The 25,195-nt window shown below is 67.6% G+C and carries 25 protein-coding genes and 1 riboswitch; of the genes, 7 read left to right on the top strand and 18 right to left on the bottom strand.

All coding sequences use genetic code 11. From position 1 onward, the window contains the following. Positions 1-64: 64 nt before the first annotated feature. The 5 genes from AC59JP_RS07905 to AC59JP_RS07885 form a co-directional block, all read right to left on the bottom strand. Positions 65-526 (bottom strand): hypothetical protein, encoded by a 462-nt coding sequence (locus AC59JP_RS07905; protein ID WP_497325191.1) that lies wholly within the window; start codon positions 524-526, stop codon positions 65-67. A gap of 74 nt (positions 527-600) precedes the next feature. Then, positions 601-1,497, bottom strand: a complete 897-nt coding sequence (locus AC59JP_RS07900; protein WP_497325189.1) for a pseudouridine synthase — start codon at positions 1,495-1,497, stop codon at positions 601-603. Between the two features lie 17 nt (positions 1,498-1,514). Continuing rightward, positions 1,515-1,937, bottom strand: coding sequence for an organic hydroperoxide resistance protein (locus AC59JP_RS07895; RefSeq protein WP_497325188.1), 423 nt, complete (start codon positions 1,935-1,937; stop codon positions 1,515-1,517). Further along, on the bottom strand, positions 1,934-2,392 hold the full coding sequence (locus AC59JP_RS07890) for a MarR family winged helix-turn-helix transcriptional regulator (RefSeq protein ID WP_497325187.1): 459 nt from the start codon (positions 2,390-2,392) through the stop codon (positions 1,934-1,936). The genes AC59JP_RS07895 and AC59JP_RS07890 overlap by 4 nt, the downstream gene beginning before the upstream one ends. Before the next feature lie 37 nt (positions 2,393-2,429). Continuing rightward, on the bottom strand, positions 2,430-3,224 hold the full coding sequence (locus tag AC59JP_RS07885) for a DUF1206 domain-containing protein (RefSeq protein ID WP_497325186.1): 795 nt from the start codon (positions 3,222-3,224) through the stop codon (positions 2,430-2,432). Between the two features lie 203 nt (positions 3,225-3,427). Here AC59JP_RS07885 and AC59JP_RS07880 point away from each other — a divergent pair, with 203 nt between their 5' ends. After that, positions 3,428-4,486, top strand: a complete 1,059-nt coding sequence (locus AC59JP_RS07880) for a 3-deoxy-7-phosphoheptulonate synthase (RefSeq protein ID WP_497325184.1) — start codon at positions 3,428-3,430, stop codon at positions 4,484-4,486. On the opposite strand, the gene AC59JP_RS07875 is transcribed toward AC59JP_RS07880, so the two are convergent. Beyond that, positions 4,464-5,129 (bottom strand): alpha-ketoglutarate-dependent dioxygenase AlkB, encoded by a 666-nt coding sequence (locus tag AC59JP_RS07875; protein WP_497325182.1) that lies wholly within the window; start codon positions 5,127-5,129, stop codon positions 4,464-4,466. The two genes, AC59JP_RS07880 and AC59JP_RS07875, sit on opposite strands and share 23 nt — an antisense overlap. Positions 5,130-5,165: 36 nt before the next feature. Next, complete coding sequence (locus AC59JP_RS07870; RefSeq protein WP_497325180.1) at positions 5,166-6,359, bottom strand: PucR family transcriptional regulator; 1,194 nt, start codon at positions 6,357-6,359, stop codon at positions 5,166-5,168. A gap of 130 nt (positions 6,360-6,489) precedes the next feature. On the opposite strand from AC59JP_RS07870, the gene AC59JP_RS07865 reads away from it, so the two are divergent. The 3 genes from AC59JP_RS07865 (at position 6,490) to AC59JP_RS07855 (ending at position 10,328) form a co-directional block, all read left to right on the top strand. Further along, entirely contained in the window at positions 6,490-8,220 is a 1,731-nt protein-coding gene (locus AC59JP_RS07865) for an aldehyde dehydrogenase family protein (protein ID WP_497325178.1), read from the top strand. Between the two features lie 4 nt (positions 8,221-8,224). After that, positions 8,225-9,826, top strand: a complete 1,602-nt coding sequence (locus AC59JP_RS07860; RefSeq protein WP_497325177.1) for a GMC family oxidoreductase — start codon at positions 8,225-8,227, stop codon at positions 9,824-9,826. A 76-nt stretch (positions 9,827-9,902) separates the two neighbouring features. Then, on the top strand, positions 9,903-10,328 hold the full coding sequence (locus AC59JP_RS07855; protein ID WP_497325176.1) for a VOC family protein: 426 nt from the start codon (positions 9,903-9,905) through the stop codon (positions 10,326-10,328). A gap of 18 nt (positions 10,329-10,346) precedes the next feature. Here the strand turns inward: AC59JP_RS07855 and AC59JP_RS07850 are convergent, their stop codons facing one another. Both AC59JP_RS07850 and AC59JP_RS07845 read right to left on the bottom strand, forming a co-directional pair. After that, positions 10,347-11,387, bottom strand: a complete 1,041-nt coding sequence (locus tag AC59JP_RS07850) for an AraC family transcriptional regulator (RefSeq protein ID WP_497325175.1) — start codon at positions 11,385-11,387, stop codon at positions 10,347-10,349. Positions 11,388-11,393: 6 nt separating this feature from the next. Beyond that, positions 11,394-12,578 carry a pyridoxal phosphate-dependent aminotransferase gene (locus tag AC59JP_RS07845; RefSeq protein WP_497325174.1) on the bottom strand — a complete coding sequence of 395 codons (1,185 nt, stop codon included), beginning with the start codon at positions 12,576-12,578 and terminating at the stop codon, positions 11,394-11,396. 67 nt (positions 12,579-12,645) lie between these two features. Here AC59JP_RS07845 and AC59JP_RS07840 point away from each other — a divergent pair, with 67 nt between their 5' ends. After that, positions 12,646-13,632 carry an LLM class F420-dependent oxidoreductase gene (locus AC59JP_RS07840; RefSeq protein WP_497325173.1) on the top strand — a complete coding sequence of 329 codons (987 nt, stop codon included), beginning with the start codon at positions 12,646-12,648 and terminating at the stop codon, positions 13,630-13,632. On the opposite strand, the gene AC59JP_RS07835 is transcribed toward AC59JP_RS07840, so the two are convergent. The 3 genes from AC59JP_RS07835 to AC59JP_RS07825 all read right to left on the bottom strand — a co-directional run bounded on the left by AC59JP_RS07835 (position 13,629) and on the right by AC59JP_RS07825 (position 18,460). Then, positions 13,629-14,327, bottom strand: a complete 699-nt coding sequence (locus tag AC59JP_RS07835; RefSeq protein ID WP_497325172.1) for a DUF3239 domain-containing protein — start codon at positions 14,325-14,327, stop codon at positions 13,629-13,631. The two genes, AC59JP_RS07840 and AC59JP_RS07835, sit on opposite strands and share 4 nt — an antisense overlap. Positions 14,328-14,329: 2 nt before the next feature. Continuing rightward, entirely contained in the window at positions 14,330-15,985 is a 1,656-nt protein-coding gene (locus tag AC59JP_RS07830; protein WP_497325171.1) for a DNA repair helicase XPB, read from the bottom strand. A 171-nt stretch (positions 15,986-16,156) separates the two neighbouring features. After that, the gene (locus tag AC59JP_RS07825; protein ID WP_497325170.1) at positions 16,157-18,460 is read right to left on the bottom strand and encodes a helicase-associated domain-containing protein; all 2,304 of its coding nucleotides are present in this window, start codon (positions 18,458-18,460) and stop codon (positions 16,157-16,159) included. Positions 18,461-18,520: 60 nt separating this feature from the next. On the opposite strand from AC59JP_RS07825, the gene AC59JP_RS07820 reads away from it, so the two are divergent. Continuing rightward, positions 18,521-18,712 carry a hypothetical protein gene (locus tag AC59JP_RS07820; protein ID WP_497325169.1) on the top strand — a complete coding sequence of 64 codons (192 nt, stop codon included), beginning with the start codon at positions 18,521-18,523 and terminating at the stop codon, positions 18,710-18,712. A gap of 68 nt (positions 18,713-18,780) precedes the next feature. Here the strand turns inward: AC59JP_RS07820 and AC59JP_RS07815 are convergent, their stop codons facing one another. From AC59JP_RS07815 to AC59JP_RS07805, 3 genes are all read right to left on the bottom strand, one after another. Next, positions 18,781-19,398 carry a transglycosylase family protein gene (locus AC59JP_RS07815; protein WP_497325168.1) on the bottom strand — a complete coding sequence of 206 codons (618 nt, stop codon included), beginning with the start codon at positions 19,396-19,398 and terminating at the stop codon, positions 18,781-18,783. Between the two features lie 8 nt (positions 19,399-19,406). Next, positions 19,407-19,593, bottom strand: a riboswitch (cyclic di-AMP (ydaO/yuaA leader). Positions 19,594-19,665: 72 nt separating this feature from the next. Next, positions 19,666-21,081: a glycosyltransferase 87 family protein gene (locus tag AC59JP_RS07810; protein ID WP_497325167.1), complete on the bottom strand. Its 1,416-nt coding sequence runs from the start codon at positions 21,079-21,081 to the stop codon at positions 19,666-19,668. A 105-nt stretch (positions 21,082-21,186) separates the two neighbouring features. Beyond that, positions 21,187-21,402 (bottom strand): hypothetical protein, encoded by a 216-nt coding sequence (locus AC59JP_RS07805; protein WP_497325166.1) that lies wholly within the window; start codon positions 21,400-21,402, stop codon positions 21,187-21,189. 184 nt (positions 21,403-21,586) lie between these two features. Here AC59JP_RS07805 and AC59JP_RS07800 point away from each other — a divergent pair, with 184 nt between their 5' ends. Continuing rightward, the gene (locus AC59JP_RS07800) at positions 21,587-22,003 is read left to right on the top strand and encodes a cold-shock protein (RefSeq protein WP_497325165.1); all 417 of its coding nucleotides are present in this window, start codon (positions 21,587-21,589) and stop codon (positions 22,001-22,003) included. Between the two features lie 143 nt (positions 22,004-22,146). On the opposite strand, the gene AC59JP_RS07795 is transcribed toward AC59JP_RS07800, so the two are convergent. From AC59JP_RS07795 to AC59JP_RS07785, 3 genes are all read right to left on the bottom strand, one after another. After that, positions 22,147-22,644, bottom strand: coding sequence for a DUF2771 family protein (locus tag AC59JP_RS07795; RefSeq protein ID WP_497325164.1), 498 nt, complete (start codon positions 22,642-22,644; stop codon positions 22,147-22,149). Then, a complete protein-coding gene (locus AC59JP_RS07790) occupies positions 22,641-24,263 on the bottom strand; it encodes an MFS transporter (RefSeq protein ID WP_497325163.1) in 1,623 nt (540 codons plus the stop codon). The genes AC59JP_RS07795 and AC59JP_RS07790 overlap by 4 nt, the downstream gene beginning before the upstream one ends. Positions 24,264-24,333: 70 nt before the next feature. Beyond that, positions 24,334-25,134: a glutaminyl-peptide cyclotransferase gene (locus AC59JP_RS07785; RefSeq protein ID WP_497325162.1), complete on the bottom strand. Its 801-nt coding sequence runs from the start codon at positions 25,132-25,134 to the stop codon at positions 24,334-24,336. Positions 25,135-25,195: the final 61 nt, after the last annotated feature.

The raw sequence follows: 25,195 nt of genomic DNA, 5'->3' as shown, positions 1-25,195 counted from the left end.
CACGAGCGGTCGGTTCGTTACAGCAGGTACCGATAGAGCAACGTACGAGCTGTGGCGGCTCCGCTCAGGGGCAGGCGATCTTTGCCTGGTCGTAGATCTTCTTGGCGTCGTCGGCGCTCGGCGCGGTGCCGTTGTTGGTCGCGTTCTGCTCGATGCTGGTCACCACGGCCGACTCGTCGGCACCGTCGGAGATCTGCTGGCAAGTGCTCGTCAGCAAGCCCTTGATGTCGTCGTCGCTCTTGCCGTCCGCCAGCGACGAGAACTGGGCCCGGTAGGCGGCAACGAATGCGGCGCCCTTGGCGTCGTCGAACAGGCCACCCGCGTTCTCGGCCACGGACGCAGCGCTGGACTTGACTCCGGGAGCGGCCGACTCGACCGAGCTGACCACTCCGCCGGCAGCATTGTTGGCCGATGTGAGCAGGTTGTTCGCGGTGTCGGACGCGTTCTGCTGATCCTCCGAGCTGCACCCGGTGAGGAGCAGCGCGGCAGCGGCGGACGCGGAGATGACGGCGGTGGCAAGTTTCATGACTGCATCGTAGGAGATGGGTCGATGCGCGAAGTCCGAAATACCGGTGGTGACATGTCACCGTACGCAGCAGGTCACCAGGCGAGCGTCCGCGTCGACGAGAACCGGCGGGGTTCGCCGCTCAGCGGATCGACGAATTCGATTGTGCGCGCCAGCAACTGAAGCGGCGATCGATAGTCGTCGACCGCGACGTCGGTGACGGTGGGGTACAGCGGGTCACCCTCGATCGGCAGACCGAGCGAGTTCATGTGCACGCGCAGTTGGTGCGTCTTGCCCGTGTGTGGATGCAGTCGGTAGAGCGCGCGGTCTCCGTCGCGGCGCACGATGTCGACGGTCGTCACCGCGTTCGGTTCACCGGGGATCTCCACAGCCTGATGATTGCTGCGCTCCTTGATGATTCGGCTCGATACGGTCCGGGGAAAGCTCAGGTCCGCGCGATACGGCGCGATGGCCTCGTAGGTCTTGGACATGGACCTGTGTCGAAACATCTCCTGGTAGGCCCGGCGTACGTCGGGCCTCACAGTGAACAGCAGGACACCTGCCGTCAGGCGGTCGAGTCGATGAGCGGGACTCAATTCCGCGATGCCGAGATCGCGCCGAAGCCGTACGAGCGCGGTCTGCACGACGAACCGCCCGCGAGGCGTCGTCGCCAGGAAGTGTGGTTTGTCCACCACCACCAGCGCATCGTCGCGGTGCAGTACGTCGATGGCGAACGGAACCACGGGCTCGATCGGCGGATCGCGATAGAGGTAGATGTCCGTGCGAGGAACGATGGACGTTCGATCGTCGATCGGTACCCCCGCCGCGTCGACCACCTCACCGGCGGCCACCTTCTCGCGCAGCCGGCGAGCGTCTGCGGGAAAGCGGTCGGTCAGATAGTCGACGACGGTCGGGTACTCGACGGGCGGGTCCGGCAGCCGAATTCGCGACGGCCCGAGGCCGTCGCGAATGGGGAGCGGAGGGGTCGGCATGGCGAAGGTCGAGCAGATCAGTCGTCGGCGACGGTGATCGTCACGTCGATGTTGCCCCGAGTCGCGTTCGAGTACGGGCACACCTGGTGGGCCTTGTCGGCAAGTTCCTGCGCCTTGTCGTGCTCGACGTTCGGGAGGGTGACCTCGAGGACGACGGCGAGCTGGAAGCCACCTGCGTCGTTCGGGCCGATGCTGACCTGCGCGCCAACGGACGAGTCGTCGATGTTCACGCCCTCGCCCTTGGAGATCATGCGCAGCGCGGAGTGGTAGCAGGCCGCATAGCCGACGGCGAAGAGTTGCTCGGGGTTGGTGCCGTCGCCGCTGCCGCCCATCTCCTTGGGTGCGGCGAGGTTCACGTCCACCTTGCCGTCGGACGTGCGTCCGTGGCCGTTGCGGCCGTCTCCGGTCGCGAGTGCCTCGGCGGTGTAGAGAGTCTTCATGATGTGCCTTTCGGTGAGAGGGCGACGGAATCGCGCAGCGAGCCCGTCATTCTGCGGAGAAGGTGAGCGAGCTCCGTCATCTCGTTTTCGGTCAATCCCGCTGCAGCGAAGAGACATTCCGGAAGCACGCGCGCGCGTTCCCGAAGTGCGGAACCGGTGTCGGTCAGCACGATCTCGACGCGACGTTCGTCGCGGGTGGAGCGCCGACGGGTCACATGACCCGCCTGTTCCAGTCTCTTGAGAAGCGGAGACAGCGTGCCCGAGTCGAGCGCGAGCTGTTGCCCGAGCTCTCCGACGGTCGAGCAGTCCTGCTCCCAGAGTGCGAGCAGGACGAGGTACTGCGGGTAGGTGATACCCAACTCGTCCAGCAACGGTCGGTAGACCGCAGTGGTGGCCCTCGAGGCCGAGTAGAGCGCGAAGCACACCTGCTGATCCAAGGCCACGAAGTCGCTCACTCCTGAAACTGTAGTGCACAATTCAGTTGTGCACAACCTACATCCGAGCGTACCGAGCGAGCACGAAGGCGTAGAGGCCGTACAGCGCGATGCCGACTGCGGCCAGAATCAACAGCACCTGTCCGAAAGGCTGTGAGCCGAGCTCCTTCACGGCCCCGTCGATCCCCGTCGCCTTGCTCGGATCGGACGTAGCGGCGGCAACGATGACCAGGACGCCCGCACCGACGAGGGCAAGACCCTTCGCCGTGTACCCGAGCACTCCCAGCAGTTGCACGCCCGAGCTCGGGTTCGTCGTCAGATCGTCGGTGAAGCGGCGCGAGAGTCCCTTGTAGATGTGGTATCCGCCGACCGCCGCCACCACGACACCCGCACCGGCCAGCACGACGGTGCCCGGGCCCGACTGCATCAGACGCGCCGACAACCCGGCGTTCTGTCCACCACTCGACTTTCCCGTTCCGCGAGCAAATCCGAAGGCGGAGAACGCGAAACCGAAGTAGACCACTGCGAGTGCCCCTGCTTTGAGGCGATCGAGAGCGCTTCCCGAATCGGCGTCGGACTTCTTTCCGACGATCGCTTCCATCACCCGCCACAGGGCCAGGGCGACGAACGCGACCACCGCAATCCACAGCGCGACACGACCACCCGGCTTGGCCGCCAATTCGCCGAGAGCGCCGGACTGATCGGCGTTACCGCCCTGCCCGAATGCGAGCCGGAGAATGATGTACGCGATCAGGAGATGAAGGAATCCGCTCACCGCGTGTCCGGCGCGAGCGGCCTTCTCGAAGGTGTCGGTGTTCTGGGCACGATTTGCGATGTTTTCGCCCTTGGTCATCGGCGAAGGATAGCCACCGGGGGCGGCGACGAAACGCGCTTTGCTACTGTGTCGGCGTGCAGCGAGCATATTTTTGGTTCAGCAGGCCGGCCCTCGGTGGTCCGGTCAGCGGAACCATGCGCTGACCACCTCCACCACGAAGAGCCGGCACGACCGGCTCTGGAGAGTGCTGCAGCGCCGGTCCGTATTCGACAGGACCACTCATGACAACGTCATTGCTCGATCACTCCCGGATCGCCTCGTGCGATCCCGTTCCCACGCCGGCCGAGTTGCGCCGTGACGTGCCGGTGACCGCCGTCGCCCGCGACGCGGTTCGCGACGCACGCACCGCGGCATCCGACATCCTCGCCGGTCGAGACGACCGCCTGCTGGTGGTCGTCGGTCCGTGCTCGGTGCACGACCCTCTGGCGGCACTGGATTACGCGCACCGTCTCGCCGAACAGGCTCGGCGACAACGCGATCGACTGCAGGTGGTCATGCGGGTGTACTTCGAGAAGCCGCGCACGACGGTCGGGTGGAAGGGGTTGCTGAACGATCCGCACCTCGACGGCTCGCACGACATCGCGACCGGATTGCGCTCGGGCCGAACACTGTTGCGCGACATCGTGGAACTGGACCTGGCGACGGCCGGCGAGTTCCTCGACCCGGCGTCGTCCGATTACCTCTCCGACTTGATCGGATACGGAGCGATCGGCGCGCGCACCGCGGCCAGTCAGGTGCATCGACAGATGGTCAGCGGTCTGCCGATGCCGGTGGGAATCAAGAACGCGACGGACGGTGACGTGCAGGTGGCCGTCGATGCCGTGGTCTCGGCATCGTCCCCGCACCGCTTCCTCGGAACCGACCTGTCGGGACGGCTCGCGTCCATGGGAACGGTCGGCAACCCGGATGCTCACGTCATCCTGCGCGGCGGATCGAACGGCCCGAACTACGACACCCACTCCGTCGGGGACGCCGCGGCCCGTCTCGGACGTGCCGGATTGTCACAGCGTGTGGTGATCGACGCCAGCCACGGCAACAGCGGCAAGGATCATCTGCGTCAGCGAGAGGTGCTGGGGGACATCGCACGTCGCGTCGCGCTGGGTGACGAGTCGATTGCCGGAGTGATGGCGGAGAGCTTCCTCGTCGAAGGTCGCCAGGACCTCGGCACGGGCCGGTTGACCTACGGGCAGTCCATCACCGATGCATGCCTCGGGTGGGACTCGACGGTGGAGGCGCTCGAGGTGCTCGGGGCCGCGGTCAGCGCACGCCGCGCGGCCTGAACTGAACGCTGATGCGGGGACCGGTGGGCCGAACGCTCTTGGGAACGCAGTGCTCCCATGTGCGTTGGCACGAACCGCCCATCACCAGCAGGTCCCCGTGGCCGACGCTGTGCCGGATCGACGCTCCGCCCCCGCGTGGGCGGAGCAACAGGGGACGGGCAGCGCCGAGCGAGACGATGGCCACCATCGTGTCCTCGGTTGCTCCCCGGCCCATGCTCGTTCGAGAACGGCGCCCGGATTGCCCGGCGTCGTCGGCGTGCCACGCCACGCTGTCCTCGCCGTCACGGTAGTAGCACAGGCCCGCAGTGGTGAACTCCTCGCCGAGCTCGATGCGGTAGTACGCGTCGAGAGCCGACTTGACTTGTAGCAGAAAGGGTTCGGGAAGATCGGCCGTGTCGGAGTAGAAGCATTGGAGGCGGGGGACGTCGACCACCCGGTCGTACATCTGTCGCCGCTCGGCACGCCAGGGCACCCGCTCCACCAGCGACGTGAACAGCGAGTCCGACCCACTGATCCACCCCGGGGCGACGTCGATCCACGCATCGTCGCTCAGATGTGTGCGACGCACCGTCGAGCCGAGATCGGAGAAGCTCGGACCGTCGGGCTCGACATCGAACAGCGATGCCTGAAGTGCACCTGTCATGGGTCCAGCATAGCGCACCGTCGAACATGCGTTCGATCATTCGAGCAATTGCGCCGATCGCAGCCCGACGAGCAGTTCGCCGGCGTCCACAGGGTTCGAGAAATCGCGGCCGGTCAGGTCGTGAATTCGCTTCAGCCGGTACAGGATCGTGTTGCGATGGTAGTGGAGCCTCTCCGCCGCCGCGGCGGTGGAGCCGCGGGATTCGAACCACGCGTCGAGCGTACCGAGGAGATTGTCACGCTCCTCGGCCGGCAGATCGAGTACGGGTCCGAGGATCTGCTGTGCGGCAAGGGATCCGGCGTCGGGATTGCGAACGAGGAGAAGCGACACCGGCTCCGAGTCGTACCGCACCACTCGGCTCGACCCGGCCGGTGCGCAGCGCCGTGCCAAGCGGGCTTCCTCGACGGCGTTCGCAGTCGCGTGGGCGCGGCCGAACGCGCCGCTGACTCCGACCCGTGACCCGTACAACGAACCCACCGCGTCCACGGCGGCGCTCAGTTCGGACGCCGATCCCGCGCACAGCAGTCCGAGGTGACCGTCGACGGCGGTGTCCCACACGGACACCACGCCGAGGGCGTTCACGGCCGATTCCGCGGTCGCGGTGGTGCGGGCGCCCGACACCTCCGCCGACACCACGACGAACGTGCCGGTCTCGGGAATCAGGAACGCCCGCAGGGCGTCCTGCACCGCGGACGGATCGGATCCGCGATCACCGAACAGAGTGCGTATCAGCATCCGTCGGGAATCGACGTGCTCGAGGGCTCTGAGGTCGGCCGCCTCGCGGTAGGCGTCGGCCGCCGCGTCGGAGTAGACGTCGACCACGGCCCACACCTCGGCGGCCATTGCCAGCAACGACGAATCGGCTCGGCCGTCGGCGAGCCCCATCAACGACTCCCAGATCATGCGGCCGCCCAGACGGAACGCATGCAACAGTGCAGCCAGGGGAACATCTTGCTCGGCCTTCAGCCGACCCGCCGCGCGAGCCGAGTCGAGGTCGAGCGGCGCCGATTCCGACAACGTGCGCAGCATCGACACCATGTTGTCCATGCACGCACCGCGCAGCTGCTCGCGAGTCAACCGCGTCGACTCCTGATAGGAGTGCTCTGCGCTCAGGATGCGGTCGACCAGCTCGTCGCAGAGCGCGTCCGCCGAGCTCAGCAGACCGGCCGCGAGATCGGCCGGGGAGGGGCCGTCGGGTGCATCCGGGCTGTGCGCGGCGAGAGCGGTCATGGACCGCAACGCTAAACCGCCCCCGCCCCGGCTGCGCCAGAGGGTGATTGTGCGGCGGCACAGACGGCCCGGGCCACTTTGCCAGCGGCCGCCTATGGCACAGATCACGAAAAAAGACCACAATCGACCCATGACGACTCAGACCCCCGACACCGAGACTCCGCAGCGCTTCCCGGACGTCGACGCTGCACTGGACGACCTCGCCGAGGGTGAGAAGACGTGGGCGGCGCTCCCGCTGGCGCGCCGTCGGGCTCTGCTCGACCGGATCCGCGCACTCTCCTCGCAGCACGCCACCGAGTGGGTCGACGCCGCAACGGGCGTCAAGAAGCTGAACCCGTCGTCTCCGCTCGTCGGAGAGGAATGGCTGTCGGGGCCCTACTCGATGATCACCGCGTCGACTCTCCTGGCCGAGAGCATCGCGAAGCTCGAATCCGGGCAGAGTCCGCTCGCGGACGCCAAGTTCGGCACCGCACCCGGTGGCCGCACCACGGTCAAGGTGCTTCCCATGACCACCTGGGATTCGCTGCTTCTCAGCGGCTACACCGCGGAGGTGTGGCTGGAACCGGGCGTCACCGCGGCCGAGGCTCGTGAGACCGCAGGTCTCGGCCAGAAGGACCCGACCGCCACCGGCGGAATCGGCGTCGTTCTCGGCGCGGGCAACATCACCTCGATCGCGCCGCTCGACGCGCTGTACGAGCTGTTCGCGTTCAACCGCGTGGTCGCGCTGAAGCTCAACCCGATCATGGATCCGATGCTGCCCGTCCTGCGCAAGGTGCTCGCACCGCTCGTCGAGATCGGGGCCGTGCGCATCCTCACCGGGGGTGCCGACGTCGGCACCTACCTCGTACATCACTCGCAGGTCGCACACGTGCACATGACCGGCAGCTCGCTCACCCACGACGCGATCGTCTTCGGCACCGGACCGGACGGTGCGAAGCGCAAGGCGAGCGGGGAGGCGGTGCTCGACAAGCCCATCTCGAGCGAGCTCGGCGGCGTGTCTCCGACCATCGTGCTTCCCGGCAAATGGACTCCGGCCGACATCGCCTTCCAGGCCGAGCACGTCGCGACACAGCGGTTGCACAACGGCGGCTACAACTGCGTCGCGTCGCAGGTGGTGGTCGTGGCCGCCGACTGGCCGCAGAAGGACGAGTTCCTGAGCGCGCTTCGCAAGGCCCTGGACGACGCACCGGCCCGCGAGCCCTACTACCCGGGGTCCGACTCACGCGTCGCATCGGCCACGGCGTCGTTCCCGAACGCCGAGCGCCGCGGCCCGAACGGTGGCCGGGTGCTGGTGACCGATCTCGATCCCGGAACGTACGCCCCGCTGCTGCAGACCGAGTACTTCTCGCCGGTCATCGGAGTGATCGAGTTGCCCTACAGCGGTAAGGAATTCGCCCGTCGCGCGGTGGCCACGGCGAACGAGGACTTCGTCGGCACCCTCGGGGTGAACATCGTCGCCCACCCCGACACGCTCGCCGAACTGGGCTCGGAACTCGAGACGCTCATCGAGTCGCTGAAGTACGGAACCATCGCGGTCAACGCATGGACCGCCCTCGGGTTCCTGACCGCCGGCGCCCCGTGGGGTGCGTTCCCCGGCCACACTCTCGACGACGTGCAGAGCGGGATCGGTGTGGTGCACAACGCGTACCTGATCGAGCGCCCCGAGCGCACGGTCGCGCGCGGCCCGTTCCGCCCCGCGCCGCGGTCGCTGCTCAATCGCGAGATGGCACTGACTCCGAAGCCGCCGTGGTTCGTCACCAACAAGACGGCCGCTGCGACGGGCCGGCTCATGACAGCGTTCGCCGGCAAGCCGTCGTGGACGAAGCTTCCGGCGCTCTTCGCGTCCGCGTTGCGGGGCTGATCGCGTGTCGTCACCGGCGGTCGCAGACTACGTCGTGGTGGGATCCGGATCCTCCGGATCCGTGCTGGCCAACCGGCTCAGCGCGCCCTCGGGCAACGACGTCGTCGTCCTGGAGGCGGGGCCCGAGGACAAGAACAAGTTCGTCAAGATCCCGGCCGGGTTCTCCAAACTGTTTCGCAGCGAAGTCGATTGGGACTACCTGACGGAGCCGCAACCGGGTCTGGCCGACCGGCAGATCTACTGGCCGCGCGGCAAGATGCTGGGCGGTTCCTCGTCGATCAACGCCATGATGTGGGTGCGAGGATTCGCCGCGGACTACGACGAGTGGGCCGAGCACGCCGGGTCGGGATGGTCGTTCTCCGAGGTCGCTCGCTACTTCCAGAAGATCGAAATGATCCAGGACGCAGCGGGATTCGGCGAGAACGGTGCGCCCGTCCGGGGCACCGACGGGCCGATGGTGGTCTCGAGCCAGCGCAGCCCACGCAAGATCACCACCGCGTTCCTCGACGCCGCCGACCACGTCGGGTACCGAACCGAACCGGCCAACGTCGACGAGCCGCGCGGTGTGTCGAGAACGATGGTGAACCAGAAGCGTGGTTCACGGTGGAGCGCCGCGGACGGTTATCTCAAGCCGGCCATGACGCGCACCAACCTCACCGTTGTCACCGAGGCGCTCGCCACCAAGGTGGTCTTCGAGGGAACCCGCGCTGTCGCAGTCGAATACGTCAAGGACGGGCAGACTCACACGATCCGCGCGCGCAAGGAGATCGTGCTCTCCGGTGGTGCGATCAACACCCCGCAGCTGCTGATGCTCTCCGGTATCGGAGACGCCCAGCAGTTGAAGGCGCACGGAATCGACGTGCTCGTCGACGCACCCGGTGTCGGCGCCAACCTGATCGACCATCTGGCGTCTCTGCTCGGGTACGCCGTCGACGACGACTCGCTCTTCGCGGCGGAAAAGCTTCCCGAGTTGGTGAACTACCTCGTCCGCCGACGCGGAATGCTCACCTCCAACGTCGCCGAGGCGTACGGGTTCGCGCGCAGCCGAGCCGATCTGGAACTCCCGGATCTCGAGCTGATCTTCGGCCCGGCACCCTTCTTCGACGAGGGACTGGTTCCGGCCACCGCGCACGCGGCAGTCGTCGGCACCGTCCTGCTCAAGCCGGAAAGCCGCGGAACCGTCACGCTCCGCTCCGCGGACCCGACGGCGAAACCGATCATCGATCCGCGCTATCTCAGCGACGAGAACGGAGTCGACCGCGCCGCCATGCTGGAAGGGCTGCGCATCTGCGAGTCGATCGCTTCGGCGCCGGCGCTGAAAGAACGGTTGGGGGACCGGGTCCGCCCCGACCTGCCTCTCGACGCTCCCATGAACGAGGTGCTCGCAGCCGCCCTCGAACGTGCGTCGCACACGCTCTACCACCCGGTGGGCACCTGCCGGATGGGAACCGACGACGCCAGCGTCGTCGATCCCGAGCTGAAAGTGCGCGGCGTGCAAGGACTTCGGGTCGCGGACGCGTCGGTCATGCCGTCGATCATTCGCGGACACACCCACGCGCCGTCCGTGGTGATCGGGGAGAAGGCGTCGGAGTTGATTCTGGGGTAGGGGGCTCCACCCCCTGTGTGCGAATTAGTGCCCTGGAGGGGCGGAAATCGCGCACAGCCCCGGTTACCATGCCGCCATGAGCTACGCCTTCCAGGTAACCGTGGACTCGCTGGACCCGCACGTGCTGGCGCGGTGGTGGGCGGAGACGTTGGGCTGGGAGGTCGAGCGGACCGACTCGCAGTTCGTCCGAGACATGGTGGAGCGGGGGAGAGCGGACGAGTCCGACACCAGACTCTTCGAAGGGGAGCTCGTGTGGAAGGTCGGCGCGGCCATCACGGACCCCACGACGCCGGATCGGCCGCGCGTGCTGTTTCAGCTCGTGCCCGAGACCAAGACCGCGAAGAACCGCATGCATCTCGACGTGCGGGTCGGTGACGACCGCCGGGCCGTCGCGGACCGTCTCGTCGCCCGCGGGGCAACGTTCCTGCACGACGGGTCGCAAGGCCCGTTCGAGTGGGTCACGCTGGCCGATCCGGAGGGTAATGAGTTCTGCCTGACCTGAGCTGTGCGCGCGGAGCCCCTACCGATACATCCCCGGCGTCGACCCGGTCCACCGTTTGAACGCCCGCCGGAACGCGCTCGGTTCGGAGAAACCCAGTCGGGCGGACAGTTCGTCGACCGATTCCCCGCGGCCCAGTCCGGCAACTGCCATGTCTCGCAACACTTCTTCGCGGAGCTCGCCCAGGGAGGTGCCTTCCTGACGCAGGAGGCGGCGCAAGTGGGGGGCGCTGACCGACAGTACGTCGGCGATGTCGGTCGCCGTCGCCGTACGGCCACGCACCCCGGTTTCCAGAACTCGGCGAACCAGGCTCGCCGCGCTGGAACCGTAATCACGTTCGGAGAACAGAAGATTCGGCGATTCACGAAGGTAGTCGTCGAGCGAGGCCTCGTTCTGCACGATCGGTGACCGCAGGATGGACGTGTCGAACTCGAGTGCGGCGACGTCGGAGCCGAACGAGACGCGGGTGCCGAAGATGTCGTCGTAGGTACGCGCGGCTGCGGTCCCCGGCATGGCGTACGGCATGTCGACGGACGTCAACTTCACGCGCCGCCCCACGAGCCACGCGGAGAATCGATGCCAGAGTATGAGCAGGAAGTCCGTCTGCAGGCGACTCGCGATCTCGGCCGACGCGGGGGAGACCTTCGCCGCGAGCAGCGTCGTGGTCGGTTCGATCTCGAGTCGGGTCGTGGTTTCGCCCTGTATCAACATCGATTGCGGCACTCCGGGAAAGACGCGGATCACCTCGTGCATCCGCGTCAGCGCGCTTCCGAGATCGGGGCAGTGGATCAAGGTCAGGCAGATCACCCGAAACGTGCCGCGCCGCACCGGTTCCGAGCCGAGCCCGAGGAGTTCGTCACCGGTGAGCTGCCACGTCGCCTGCGTGAAGGCCGTGACCTGTTCCGTGGTGAGCCGGACGTCGTCACGCACCAACAAGTGTTCGTCGATGTTCGCCGCCCGGAGGCAGGAGGACAGGTCGACGCCCGTCTCGGTCGCCAGAACCACCGCCGCGCGGACGAATTCGACGGGGATGGTGCCGGTTCGGGTCGTTTCGTGGCTCACGCCCGGTCAGCCTGCCTCGGACCGTACGCCCTCGAGACGCGTCGCCGCCTCGGCCAAGACGTCGTCCTGCTTGCAGAATGCAAAGCGCACCAACGTCTTCCACTGTTCGCGATGGTCGACGAATGCGTCGACCGGTACCCCGGCGACGCCGATGCGTTCGGGGAGCGCACGGCAGAAGGTGTCTGCGTCGTCGAAACCGAGGGGCGCGATGTCGGCGCACACGAAGTAGGTGCCCTGGCTGCTTCGGACACCGAAGCCGGCGCCGGACAGGGCGGACGCGAGTATGTCGCGCTTGCGCTGCAACGAGTCTCGAAGATCGAGGACCCACTGCTGCTCGTTGTCCAGAGCGTAGGCGACGGCAGGCTGGAACGGCGCGGCGCCGACGAAGCTCATGAACTGTTTGGCGGTACGGACGGCGTCGACGAGGTGCGCCGGACCGCACGCCCACCCGGTTTTCCACCCCGTCGCGTTGAAGGTCTTCGCCGCACTCGACACGGTCACGGTGCGCTCGAACATGCCGGGAAGCGTGGCGATGGGAGTGTGGTGGCCGCCGTCGAACACCAGGTGCTCGTAGACCTCGTCGGTCAGCACGAGGAGGTCGTGCTCGCGCGCGACGTCGGCGACGGCCGCGATCTCGGCATCGGTGAACACCGTTCCGGTGGGGTTGTGGGGCGAATTCACCACGATCATGCGGGTGGCGGGAGTGACGGCAGCGCGCAGCGCATCCAGGTCGACAGCGAATCCCGCTCCGTCGGCGACGAGGGGGACGGTCTTGCGGACGGCGCCGGCCAGCGCGACCGCAGCGGCGTAGGAGTCGTAGTACGGCTCGATCAACACCACTTCCGAACCCGGTTCCACCAGCCCGAGCATCGCGGCGCTGACGGCCTCGGTGGCGCCGACGGTCACTAGTACCTCGGTGTCGGGGTCGTACTCGATCCCGAATCTCGCGGCCCGGTCACGCGCTATCGCGCGGCGCAATACCGGCATACCGGGCCCGGGCGGATATTGATTCAGCCCGGAAGCGATGGCGTCACGAGCGGCCGCGAGCATTCCCGCCGGCCCGTCGGTGTCCGGGAAGCCCTGCCCCAGGTTGACGGCGTCGTGGGTGGTCGCGAGAGCCGTCATCTCGGCGAAGATGGTGTGAGCGAACGGGCGTAGACGCTCCACCGTGCGGGGTGCTGGCGTCGACATGCTCCAAAGACTAGTCGCGTCCCCGGTAAGGCCGGATGCCGGTTGCGTCCAGAGTTACGATCGGTGCATGCGATTCGGCTTGTTCGTTCCCCAGGGTTGGCGTCTCGATCTGGTGGGCATCGCGCCCGAAGAGCAGTGGGCGGTGATGAACGGTGTCGCGCAGCACGCCGACGCGGGTCCGTGGGAATCGCTGTGGGTCTACGACCACTTCCACACGGTGCCGGAACCGACCGACGAGGCGACGCACGAGGCGTGGTCGTTGATGGCGGCGTTCGCCGCGTCGACGTCGCGAGTTCGCTTGGGGCAGATGTGCACGTCGATGGGGTACCGCAACCCGGCTTATCTCGCGAAGGTGGCCGCGACCGTGGATCTGATTTCCGGTGGCCGTGTCGAGATGGGCATCGGCGGCGGATGGTACGAGCACGAGTGGCGTGCGTACGGGTACGGATTCCCCACTGCTGGTGAGAGATTGGGCCGGTTGGACGAGGGTGTGCAGATCATGATGCAGGCCTGGACCACCGGCACCGCCACTCTCGACGGCAAGCACTATCAGGTCGACGGTGCACTGGTGCGTCCACTTCCGTTGCAGCCCGGCGGAATTCCGCTGTGGATCGCGGGCGGAGGCGAGAAGGTGACGCTGAAGATCGCTGCCAAGTTCGCCCAGTACACCAACTTCGACGGAACCCTCGAAGGGTTCACGCACAAGTCGTCGATCCTGCGCGATCACTGCGCGGCCGTCGGAACCGATTTCGACGCCATCGTCCGGTCCGCCAACTACAACGTCGCGATCGGTTCCACGGAAGCCGAAGTGGAAGAACGTCTTCGAGCGCTCGAAGCGCGTATGACGGAGTACGTCGGGGCAGAGAAGGCGGCCGGTGCCCTGTCGGCGTTCCGCGATCTTCCCGGCGTCGGCACACCCGAGCAGATCGTGGAGAACCTCACGGCTCTGAAGAACGAGGGCCTCGCCTACGGCATCTTCTATTTCCCGGAGGCGGCATACGACCGCAGCGGCATCGAGATGTTCGAGCGCGAGGTCATGCCCGCACTGACCTAGGTCGCCTCGCGTCCCTTGTGCAGCAACTCCGCGGGCAGGTCGTGCGGGTCGATCAGAAGCCGGTGGTTCTCGGCGGCGTGAATGGTGTCCACGAGAGACAGGTTCTCGTGCAACAGATCCCATTCGAGTTGTTCGATGCTGCGATCGGCCTCCGCGATGACGGACCGGTCGGTGGTCGCCCACGCCAGCGGCAGCAGCACCACGCCGCTCCAGGTGTTCGGATCGGCGCGATTGGAGCGGTCGCGTAGTACGGCGATGCTCGGCACGTTCTCCCCGACGGTGTCACGGTGACCGGGGAGTCTGCGCACCGCACGGGTCACCAACGCCATGTGGGCGATCTCCACGTCGGGTTTCGACACGTCGATCAGCGACAACAGCACCACGCCGTGTCGCCACGTCCCGGCCACCACGGCGGGTACCAGAACTCCGTGCTGGTACAGGTCGCCGACGGTGCGTGATCGCAGCGCCGCCGCGACGGCGACCCAGAGCGCCACGATCGTCGCCAGGGCCAGCACGGCGAACAGGATGTACGACCACGGGTGGTCGAGGCGGAAGAGGACGACTGCCGCCGCCGCTGCCGCCGCGGCCGCGATCGCGGACACCCGCCACCGTCGACGTGCCCGCGCAGCCGTCTCGTCGACGGCCTTCGCGTGCGCGCGGTCGACGGCGAATTCGAAACGGGCTGACTCGGCCACCGTCAGATCGCCGGTCCCAGTAGGTCGTCGGCGTCGGTGATCCGGTAGGCGTACCCCTGCTCGGCGAGGAAGCGCTGGCGGTGAGCTGCGTACTCGGCGTCGAGAGTGTCGCGCGCGACGACGGAGTAGAAGTGCGCCTGGCCCCCGTCCGCCTTGGGCCGAAGCAGTCGGCCCAGGCGTTGCGCCTCTTCCTGCCGAGAACCGAACGTGCCCGACACCTGGACCGCCACGGATGCCTCGGGAAGGTCGATGGAGAAGTTGGCGACCTTGCTGACCACCAGTGTCTGAATCTCACCCTTGCGGAACGCGTCGAACAGCAATTCGCGCTCCTTGTTCTTGGTGGAGCCCTGAATGACGGGCGCGCCGAGCGCCTCGCCGAGTTCGTCGAGCTGGTCCAGATACGCACCGATCACCAGGGTGGGCGCGTCGGTGTGCTTGGCCAGAATCGACTTCACCACCGGGATCTTGGTGCGCGCCGTCGAACACAGCTTGTAGCGCTCCTCGGGCTCGGCCACGGCGTAGGCCATCCGCTCGGCGTCGGTGAGCGTGACGCGCACCTCGATGCAGTCGGCGGGAGCGATCCAGCCCTGCGCTTCGATGTCCTTCCAGGGTGCGTCGTACCGCTTGGGCCCGATCAGCGAGAACACGTCGCCCTCACGGCCGTCCTCGCGCACGAGCGTCGCGGTCAGTCCGAGACGGCGACGGGACTGCAGATCGGCGGTCATCCGGAACACGGGTGCGGGCAGCAGGTGCACCTCGTCGTAGATCACCAGACCCCAATCGCGCGAATCGAAGAGTTCGAGGTGCTTGTACTCACCCTTGGTCCGCCGCGTGATCACCTGGTAAGTGGCGATCGTGACGGGACGGATCTCCTTGCGCTCGCCGGAGTACTCGCCGATCTCGTCCTCGGTCAGCGACGTCCGGGCGATGAGCTCGCGCTTCCACTGCCGGCCGGCGACGGTGTTGGTGACCAGAATGAGGGTGGTAGCGCCGGCTTTGGCCATGGCCGCAGCACCCACCATGGTTTTGCCCGCGCCGCAGGGGAGCACGACGACGCCCGATCCCCCGGCCCAGAACGAGTCGGTGGCCATCTGCTGGTAGTCGCGCAGTTCCCAGTGCCCGCCCGAGAAGTCGAGATCGATGGGGTGCTTCTCACCGTCGACGTATCCGGCGAGGTCCTCGGCGGGCCAGCCCACCTTGAGCAGCATTTGCTTGAGTCGCCCACGCTCGCTGGGGTGGACCAGGACGGTGTCCTCGTCGACCATGGCGCCGAGCATCGGAGCGATCTTCTTGTTTCGCATGACTTCCGTCAGGACGGCGCGGTCGAGACTGACGAGGGAGAGCCCGTGCACCGGGCTCTTCACCAGTTGCAGGCGGCCGTACCGGGCCATGGTGTCGACCACGTCGACCAGAAGAGGTTGCGGCACCGCGTACCGAGAGAAACGCACCAGCGCGTCGACGACCTGCTCCGCGTCGTGACCGGCGGCGCGCGCGTTCCACAGAGCCAGCGGGGTGACACGGTATGTGTGTACGTGCTCGGGTGCGCGTTCGAGTTCGGCGAACGGGGCGATGGCAGCGCGCGCTTCTCCCGCCAGCTCGTGGTCGACCTCGAGCAGCAAGGTCTTGTCGGACTGGACGATCAACGGTCCGTCGGTCACGTTCACCTCTCTTGTGGCGCCGTCGGCGGTGTGTCCGCAGTCGGCGCAATCGAATCATTGTCCGCCACGACACCGACAGTGCGCGTGCGGGCAGCTACCGCACAACCGTCCGCGAGCAGCGACTATTCCCGACTGGGTACCCCGGGGACGGCGTCGGCACACCGATGTCCGTCAGCCGAGCAGCGAGACCGACGTGATTCGGTGCAGGGTGAAGTGTCGGACCACACTCGACGTGGGGTCCCACGCGTCGAGCTGACCGCCGCCGACGGACACCGGCTCGACCACGCGATTCGACGACACCCCGGCTGCGTCCACGTATCCGATGCTCACCGGCGCGCGGGAGGCCGCCGCACGCTGAAGCAGCGCGATGGTCGCCGCGCCGGACGCCCGGGTGCCGTCGGAGCGGACTCCTTCCGATCGCCGCACCTCGGAGGCCTTGCTGCCGGCCCGCATCTCACCGACCAGCCGGGTGAGCTGTTCGTCGGTGGGAACCGCCGGTGTGCGGTAGAGCGGTCGGGCACGACGGCCGACGACGCGTGCGCCGCGGGTGCTCACGTCGACGATGGTTCCCGACGAGTCCTCGCCCGCCGGCGCGAAGCCGGCCGCACGCAGTTGCATGAGAACGTCCGCCAGCGGTGCTTGCGAGATGGCCACCGTCGGCGCCAGCGCCCGCAGCGCCAGCGGCTCGGCCGCGGGTGAGGCGAGCACCTCGGCCAGGAGGGCCGGGTCCTCGCATCGCACGAACGACGACGCCACCCCTGCCCGCAGACGCCCGTGGCGACGGGCGACATCGTCGATCAGATACGTCAGCGCCTGCGGAACGGGCGTGCGCGAGGCGCCCGCGAAGAGCGCATGCAACTCGGCGGCGGACATTCCTGCGTCCAGCGCGCGTCGCAGGCTCGTCTCGCCGAGGCGGTACATCGTGGCCGCGCCCGCCGATTCGACGTCGGCGATCAGGGCCATCGTCTGATGGAGCTCGGGTGTCAGGGGCCCGGGAGCCACCACGGTCAGGTCGGCCTGGACCAGCACGTAGTCGATCGGTTCGGGCATCGCGGTGTGCATCGCGGCGGCGGCGTCGGCGCCGCGCAGCAGCGCGCGGCCGGGGGTGGAGAGTGCGCCGCGCGCCACGATGCCGAGCGTCGTGGCCTCGGCAACGAACTTCGTGACGGGAGTCAGGCCGAGACGTGGGGCGATGCGAGGTCGCCGCCAGGTCGCGGTTCGGACCAGATCCGCGTCGTCGATGGAGTCGCCTGCAGGGAGGTCGGCCAGCACGCCCAGCACCACGCGGCGATCGCGCGGTGCCGCCGTCGACCGGGCCTCGTCGGACAGCGCCGCCACGGGCTTGTCGTTCGCGTCGCGCATGCCGATGAGCCACGGTAGTCGTGCGGTGTCGAGCCACCCGGTGGCCAGCGCGTTCCATCGTTTCGCGGGCGAGGCGGCGGTCCAGGCCTCGACGGCGGGGGTGGGTGCCCACATGTCGTCGCCGCTGTCGCCGGGCGGGGGCGGATCGGGTATGCCCGACGCGATGAGGCCGGCTGCGGCAAGGAGTTCGACCACGAGCGCCGCTCGACTCTCGTCGATCTCGGCGGACTTCGCGATGCGCCGCAGTTCACGTACGCCGAGACCGCCCGCTTTGAGTGTAGGTGCCGGCGCGGAGCTCAGAGCGTCGATGACGCCGGCGCACTGACGGAGTAGGTCCAGAGCTTCACCCGCTGCGGCCGCGTCGATGTCGGCCATCGGATGCGATACCGCGGTGACGGTCGGCGGCACCAGCGACGACGGATCCGAGACCGGCTCGCCGCGCAGTGCCTGGGAGACCTGCGGGGGGAGCTCGACCGTGTTCTCGTCGAGCCAGGTGAGCAGGCCCGCCGCCAGCAGACGCTGCACGGGACGGTCGGGGGGCGTTCCCGGCGCCGCGTCCTTCGTACGCCCGATGGACGACGATTTCGCCAACGTGGTCAGCAGTTCGCGCTCGCGCGGTTCGACCGACGCCAGCGCCGCGTCGACGGCCTCCGCGGTCAGATCGGGTTTCGCATCGAGGATTCGCCCCACTCGCCACGGCACGGCGTCGCGCGCCGACGGGACCATGGTCAGGTCCGTGGTGCCGCGTACGAGAGCCCGGCTTCGCAACACGTCGAGCGCAGCCGTGACGGATTTCTTGGTGGCGCGTTTGCCGACGAGGGTGTCGAGCCTGCTGCGCGGCACGGGGTTGTCGTCGGCGCGTTCGAGGGCGAGGAATTCGAGAACCGTGAGCGCGAGGGTGTCCAGGTCCTCCGCGGCGCGCAGTACCGACGCGCGCTGCGAAGAGCGGCCGGCAAGCACGTCGAGTGTCGCGGGGGGCGGGACGGTGAGGTCGGGTCGCAGACGAAGCATCTCGGTGAGCTGCTCGTCGGTGCGGGAGGACATCCAGTCGGTGAGCGTTCCCACGCTGCCGGGTGGTGTCGAACCCGCTTTCGGGCTCTCGGTGTCGGTCATCGATCATCAGAGTAGATACCTGGGGTGGCAGATGCCCCGGCGCGGATGTCAAAATGAGCTGTGGCTAACAAACCGAAACAGCGATATGTCGATCCGGGCTGGCCGAAGGGCACCGACGACGAGGACCATCCGGTGACAGAACTGGCGTCGTCACGCGCGGGTGGGCTCTCTCCGTTCGGCGAGGACACGGAGTTTCCGTTGCCCGTGGATTCTCTTCCGTACGCGCACCCCGAGACGGTCATCAACCGCTGACCGCCGTGTAGCGAGCAGAAAAAGCCCCCACCCGGTCGACGGGTGGGGGCTTTTCTCGATGCCCGGATCTAGCGGGGGAGCAGGTTCTTGTTGGCTTCGTAGAAGCTGACGACCTGCGGGTCGAGCTGAAGGTTCTGCGTCACGGACTGGACGAAGTTCACGACGTTGGGATCGCTGGTCACGGCCTTGACCGCGTCGGTGATTCCCTGGATGGCCGCCTGGTTGGAGTCCTGCGCGTTCTGACCCAGCGAGGTCAGGTCGGGCAGTGCCGGTGCGGCGGGGACGGACGGTGTCGCCGGGGTGTCGCGCTCGGTCGGCGCGCTGCTCAGTCCGAGCTTGGCGGAGCAGGAGGGCCATGCGCCCCATCCCTGGCTGCCGAGCACGCGCTCGGCAACGGTGATCTGCTCTTCGCGCGAGGCCTGGTTGGCGGTCGCGGCGTATTCGCCACCGCCGTGCGAGGTCCACGTGCTCGGGGAGAACTGCAGTCCGCCCTGGAATCCGTTGCCGGTGTTGATGCCCCAGTTGCCGCCGGCTTCGCACTGCGCCAGCTTGTCCCAGTCGGAGTCGGGTGCGGCGTTGGCGGTTCCGGAGAAGGCGAGACCCGCGGTGGTCATGATGGCGCCGGTGACGGCGACCTTCGCGACGGTCTTGCCCGTGGTGCTGGGTTTGCGATGACGTCCGCTCATAAGGGTAGAAATCCTCTCCACACGCGCCTGCGAGGTCAGCTGTCGGGTTCGGGCTGAGAGGTAGCCCGGCGTTCGCGCCCCTGGCTGGGACGGTTCGGCTTCACCCCGAGGACTGCAGACGAATCTGCTGCCCGGTTGCACTAGGGAGACGTGGTGGGTCCCCCGCCCTCGTCCCTGATTCTGCTTAGTCGGAAGCCCTTGGCCCGCGGGACGAGGTTTGGCGCGGCGGGTAAGGACGGCGGCCGAACTTTCCGGCCGAGGGAGAATCTACGTGTGTTCCGGGGAGGATGTCACTATTCGATAACTATGGGTGTCGTGGTGGGAGTTTCGTCGCTCGACATCGCGCCGAGACTTCTCCCTGCTAGACGGTTCGGCGGGTGCTGTGACCGGGTCGGGGGTCGTTCCGTTACCTACCCGTGATGTGACGGAAGTCACATCACGAAATGGTGTCGATGTCGAGGGCCCGACGGCTCCGGTCGAGCGCAACGCGATGGCGGCACCGATCAGCACCGCGAGATAGGTCAGCGGGTAGGCGCTCTGAATCACGACTCCGACGACGAACGACGGCGGCGGGAGCATGAACGTCCCGATCGCGCGGACTCCGTCGGGATAGGTGTGGTACCAGCACGCGAGCGGGGCGCTCAGTGCGACGGGAAGAACCCAGAACGCCGGCAACCGACGGATCGCGAGATCCATGGTCATCACGATCAGGGGCACGAACCACACCCAGTGATGACCCCACGAGAACGGCGACACCATCGGCGCTGTCAGCCCGGTGATCGTGAGTCCGAGAAGTACGTGACCGCGACGATGAGCCACGACCGCCACGGCGATGCCGGTCGCGCCGACCACGAGGACGCACGCCGCCCACAGCAGGACGGGCGGGTCGACGGTTTCCATCCATCTCGGCAGCGCCCCGCGGATGGATTGATTCGCCCCGCTCGACGGTGCGCCGATCCGGGTCGATTCCGACACGGCCGTGAACCAGTACCGCGCCGCGTCGCCGGGGATGACGACGAAACCGGCCACGACGGTCATGAGGGACGCCAGTGCCGCCGTGACCGCCGCACGCCATTGCCGGGTCGCGGCGAGGTAGACGACGAACAGACCGGGAGTCAGCTTCGTGCCGGCGGCCAGACCGGTGGCGACACCGCGTAGCCGGCTGCCTTCGGGGCGGGTCAGATCCCACAGCACCGCCACCATGAGCAGCAGGTTGATCTGACCGAACCAGATGGTCATCCGCACGGGCTCGAGCCAGGTGAACACCACCGCGAGCGACGCGCTGACGACCGTGAGCCACGCGTCGTTCGCGTATCCGAGATGTCGCCAGCACAGGCGGACCGCGATGTACACGAGCACCAGGTTGCCGACCCAGAACAGCAGTTTCGTGGTGACCATCGACATCAACCCGAGCGGAGCGAAGATCAGCGCCGCAAAGGGTGGATAGGTGAAGGGGAGGTCGTCGATCAGGTTGCCGTCGTAGAGCGGGGTGCCGTGCAGCACGGTCGTGCCCCCGGCTCGATAGACCCCGGCGTCGACCGCGTTCTGGAACAGGCCGAACAGGGGAGTGTCGAGCGGAATGAGGCGGTCGTGCGCGATCAGAGCGACGACGGCGGCGACAACCGAGAGGGCGACGACGACGCGATGCGCGCGGAACGAGCGGTCCGGCGCACCCGCAGTCATGAGCACGAGTCCTTCGCCACGCTCGAGACTTTAGAGCACGATTGGTACGTTTACCATCGACGCACCGGCGAAAGCCGCTTTCGGTTGTGACACGCCATCAATCGGCTAATGCCGAGCGCGTCGACCGGACCGAAGAGCGAACGCGAGCATCAAGACGAAACCGAGCGGCAGAAAGACCATGGCCGTCAGGTAGAGCCACAAACCCGGGGCCCCGCCGGTCAGCAGAACGGCGAACATGGCGACGATGGCCACCACGCCGATCGCGAAGCACACCGACGCGAGGGCCAGCAGCACGGGTGTCTTCTTCCGAGTCTCGCTCACAGCTACCCACCGTAAACCCCGCCGCGGAAAACCCCGGTGCCGAGCCGGGCCGTGCGCGAGTAGGATGAAACGAACTTCGCGCCCCGCTCGGCAGTGCACCGTCGCATTCGGTGACCGACCAGCAGGCGGCGCGAATTTCTTTTGGACCAAGTGCGTTTCGAGCAGAGTGAACGGGTGATCTACGGTGCCGACCGGCAAGGTGAAGTGGTACGACGTCGACAAGGGCTTCGGCTTCCTGTCGCAGGACGAGGGTGACGATGTCTACGTGCGCTCGTCCGCACTCCCCGAAGGAGTCGAGGGGCTCAAGGCGGGGCAGCGCGTGGAGTTCGGCATGGCCGCGGGCCGCCGCGGGCCGCAGGCGCTGAGCCTCAAGGTCCTCGAACCCGCCCCGTCGATCCGCCAGAACGCCGGCGCGGCGCGCAAGGAACCGGCGGCGCGCAAGCACACGCCGGACGAGCTGCACGGCATGGTCGAGGACATGATCACCCTGCTCGAGGCCACCATTCAGCCCGAGCTGCGCAAGGGCAAGTACCCGGATCGCAAGACGTCGCAGAAGATCTCCGAGGTCGTGCGGGCCGTCGCTCGCGAGCTCGACAGCTGACGGCGGGCGGGAAGGCCGGAGGCCGGTCGGGGCGGCGGGAAGGCCGGAGGCCGGTCGGGGGAGGGCGGGAAGGCCGGAGGCCGGTCGGGGGAGGGCGGGAAGGCCGGAGGCCGGTCGGGGGAGGGCGGGAAGGCCGGGATCTGTCAGTTCGGTGCGGTCGCGATCGACCAGATTGCGTGGCTGACGATCTCTTCCTGATTGGTGTCGGTGTCGATCACGCCCGACGGAAGTCGCACCTCGACGCCGATCAGTGATCGGCCGTCCGCGTCGACCGGGGGCACGGTCATGCTGTTGCGCTGGTCCGGCAGGAAGAACGCGTCGTTCTCGACGACGTCGCCGTCGTCGCCCTGGTACACCGTCGCCAGGCCCCACGGCGCCTCGGAAATCGCGGTCGGCAGCGACAGCTGCAGCGGGTGGCCGGGGCGGACCGGAAGCGTCGACGTCTCACCGTCGTAATCGCACAGGGGTGCGGTGACGGGGCAGTACCGGAACGGCGCCACTTCCTCGGCTCGGCCGTCGGCGTACGCGGAGACCTTCGGGGGAGTGTCCGAGGCGTTGCGGATCAGGACGAACACGACGGCGGCGAACGCTACGGCGACCACCGCGAGGAGCGCGGACACCAGAGCAATGGTCCGGTTCACCGCACGGCTTTCTCGGTGGTCCGCACGCGCTTGGTGGCGTCGGCAGCCTCCTGTTTCGCCTGCACCGGTCGATTTCCTCCGAAACCGGGCAGCAGCGACGAACCGCGGTAGGTCAAGATCGTTTGCACCAGGCCGATGGTAAGCACCACCGACACGACGGTGAAACCCAGCCAGTACTCGGTCGGCAGCAGCACGCCCATCGTGCCGCCGACGACCCAGCTGAGCTGAAGAACGGTTTCGCTTCGGCCGAAGCCGGAGGCGATCGATTCGGGCGGAAGATCGTGCTGCAGCGAGGCGTCGAGAGAGACCTTGGCGAGCGCGCTGGCCCCCGACGCCACCAGTGCGGCGGCTGCGGCGAGCAGCAGGTTGTCCGCGATCGCGGCGATGATCGCGATGACCGTGACGGCGATGGTGCAGCGAAGAACCATCATCGATGGCCGCCCCAGCTTCATCCGTGCCCCGGCGGCGTTACCCGCGAAGTTGCCGATACCGGCCGCGACTCCCACCAGGCCCAACATCAGAGCCTGCTGCAGCGGTTCGTGCTCGGTACGGGACTTCGCGACGAACGCGATGTAGAGCGTGAGGAAGCCGGTGAGCACGCGGATCGTCCCGTTGCCCCACAGCCCGGTCAGCACGGCGCGGCCGAGCGGCTGGCGGCGCTTCTCCGGCTTGGTGTCGGGAGTGAGCACTTCCGTCGCGGCGTCCCCGTGGTAGCTGATCGTGGCCGGCACCTCACCCTCGGTGACCTCGACCCAGGCCGGGATCCGCATGCTGAGGTAGGCCCCGAGCACCGCGATGGCGCACGTGAACCACAGCGCCCCGGCCGAATTGGACACGAAGGCGATGGCTCCCGCCAGACCGCCGGCGACGATGGTGCCGCCGATGAGGCCGAAGACGGTGAGCCGGGAGTTGACGCGGACCAAGTCGATCTCGGGTGGCAGCACACGGGGGGTCACGGCGGATTTGAGCACGGAGAACGACTTGCTGAGCACCATCATCCCGAGTGCCGCGGGATACAGGCCCCAGGTGTCGTAGTTGTAGACGAGCACGACCGCCAACACCGCCCGCAGGCCGAACGACGTGGCCAGAGCAAGCCGTCGGCCGTTCTGCAACCGGTCGAGCAGGGGGCCGATCAGCGGCGCGATCAACGCGAACGGCGCGATCGTGATGACGAGGTACAGGGCGACCTTGGTCTTGTCCTCGCCGGTCGCCGCGGAGAAGAACAGCGTGTTCGCGAGCGCGACGGCCATCGCGGCGTCGGATGCGAAGTTGGCCATCGTCGCGTAGGTCAGTGCGGTCAGGCCCGACTTGTCGGCTCCGTCGGCGGTGGCCGCGCGACGGAACGACGCGACGCCGCGGTTGGTCAGCTGTCGTCCGCGCATGGCGGCGACGCGAGTGACGGTGAGCTTGCGCGGCGCCGCGGTGGGCTTGGGATCGACGCGGGTCTTGCGGGTGCTGTCCTCGGGTTCCGGGGGCGTCACGGGGTGCAGGGGCGGCAGCGGGGCGCGCCGCGGGGGGAGCGGCTCGGACGGCGAGTAGTTCGCGAACCCGGGGTGCTCGGCGTGATCGCGGCGCCCGTCGTCCCCGCGATGGTCGCGAGTGTCACCGTTGTCGTTCACGTCCGTGATTCTTCCCTAGTCGGCCGCGGTCGTGACACCCGTATGGCATTCGCCACGCCCGGCGTCTCGGTCAGGGTCCACGCGGAACGATCGACACCTCGAAGGTGGTGGGCCACAGCTTGCCGGTCATGAGGAACCGGTCGGTTCCGGGGACGGCCGCAATGCCGTTGAGCACGTCCACGTCGCCGGCGTCCGACCCGAGGGCTGCTCTCAACGCGGACGCATCGATATCAGCCACGACCTGGCCCGACGTGGTGTCGATCCGTGCGACGTCGTCCGTCTGCCACACGTTGGCAAGCACACCGTCGGGTGTGCATTCGAGTTCGTTGAGGCGGTCGCGAGGCTTCCCCGACCGTGTGACCGCAACGGTGCCCGTCACGTCGAACGTGGCCGGGTCGCGGAAGGTCAGCGTCGAGGATCCGTCGCTGGTGACCAGCCTGCCGTCCGCAAGTGCGCAGATGCCCCACCCCTCGCCGGAGTACTGCACGCGCGATCGTTCCGCCAGCGTGTCGGGATCGCGCGCGATGGCCACTCCGTCCTTCCACGTCAACTGCCACACCGTCGACTTGTCACGGGTGCGGGTGATGCCCTCGCCGAACAGGGGAGCGGGAAGGTCGGCACGCGCCACCACCGTTCCCGACGCGAGATCCGTCGCGGTGATGCGGGACTGCCCGGATCGTCCCGTGCCTTCGAGAAGTCGACCGTCGTCGATCTCGAATCCCTGGGTGAACGCAGTCGGGTCGTGCGGAAACGTCCGCTCGATCCGGACGTCGAACGCGGGCGGGTCCGCCGAGGGCGCCGATTGTGTGGGCGAGCAGGCCGACACGCAGCACAGCACCACGAGAGTCGTGGACACGCGACGGCCGAGCACGACGCAATCATGCCCCGACCGGCCTGAAAACCGTTCCGCGCCGTACGGCAAACTGTGAGGC

It is taken from the genome of Rhodococcus sp. 320_ES, from assembly GCF_059691855.1.
This window is presented reverse-complemented; position numbering and strand designations above follow the sequence as displayed.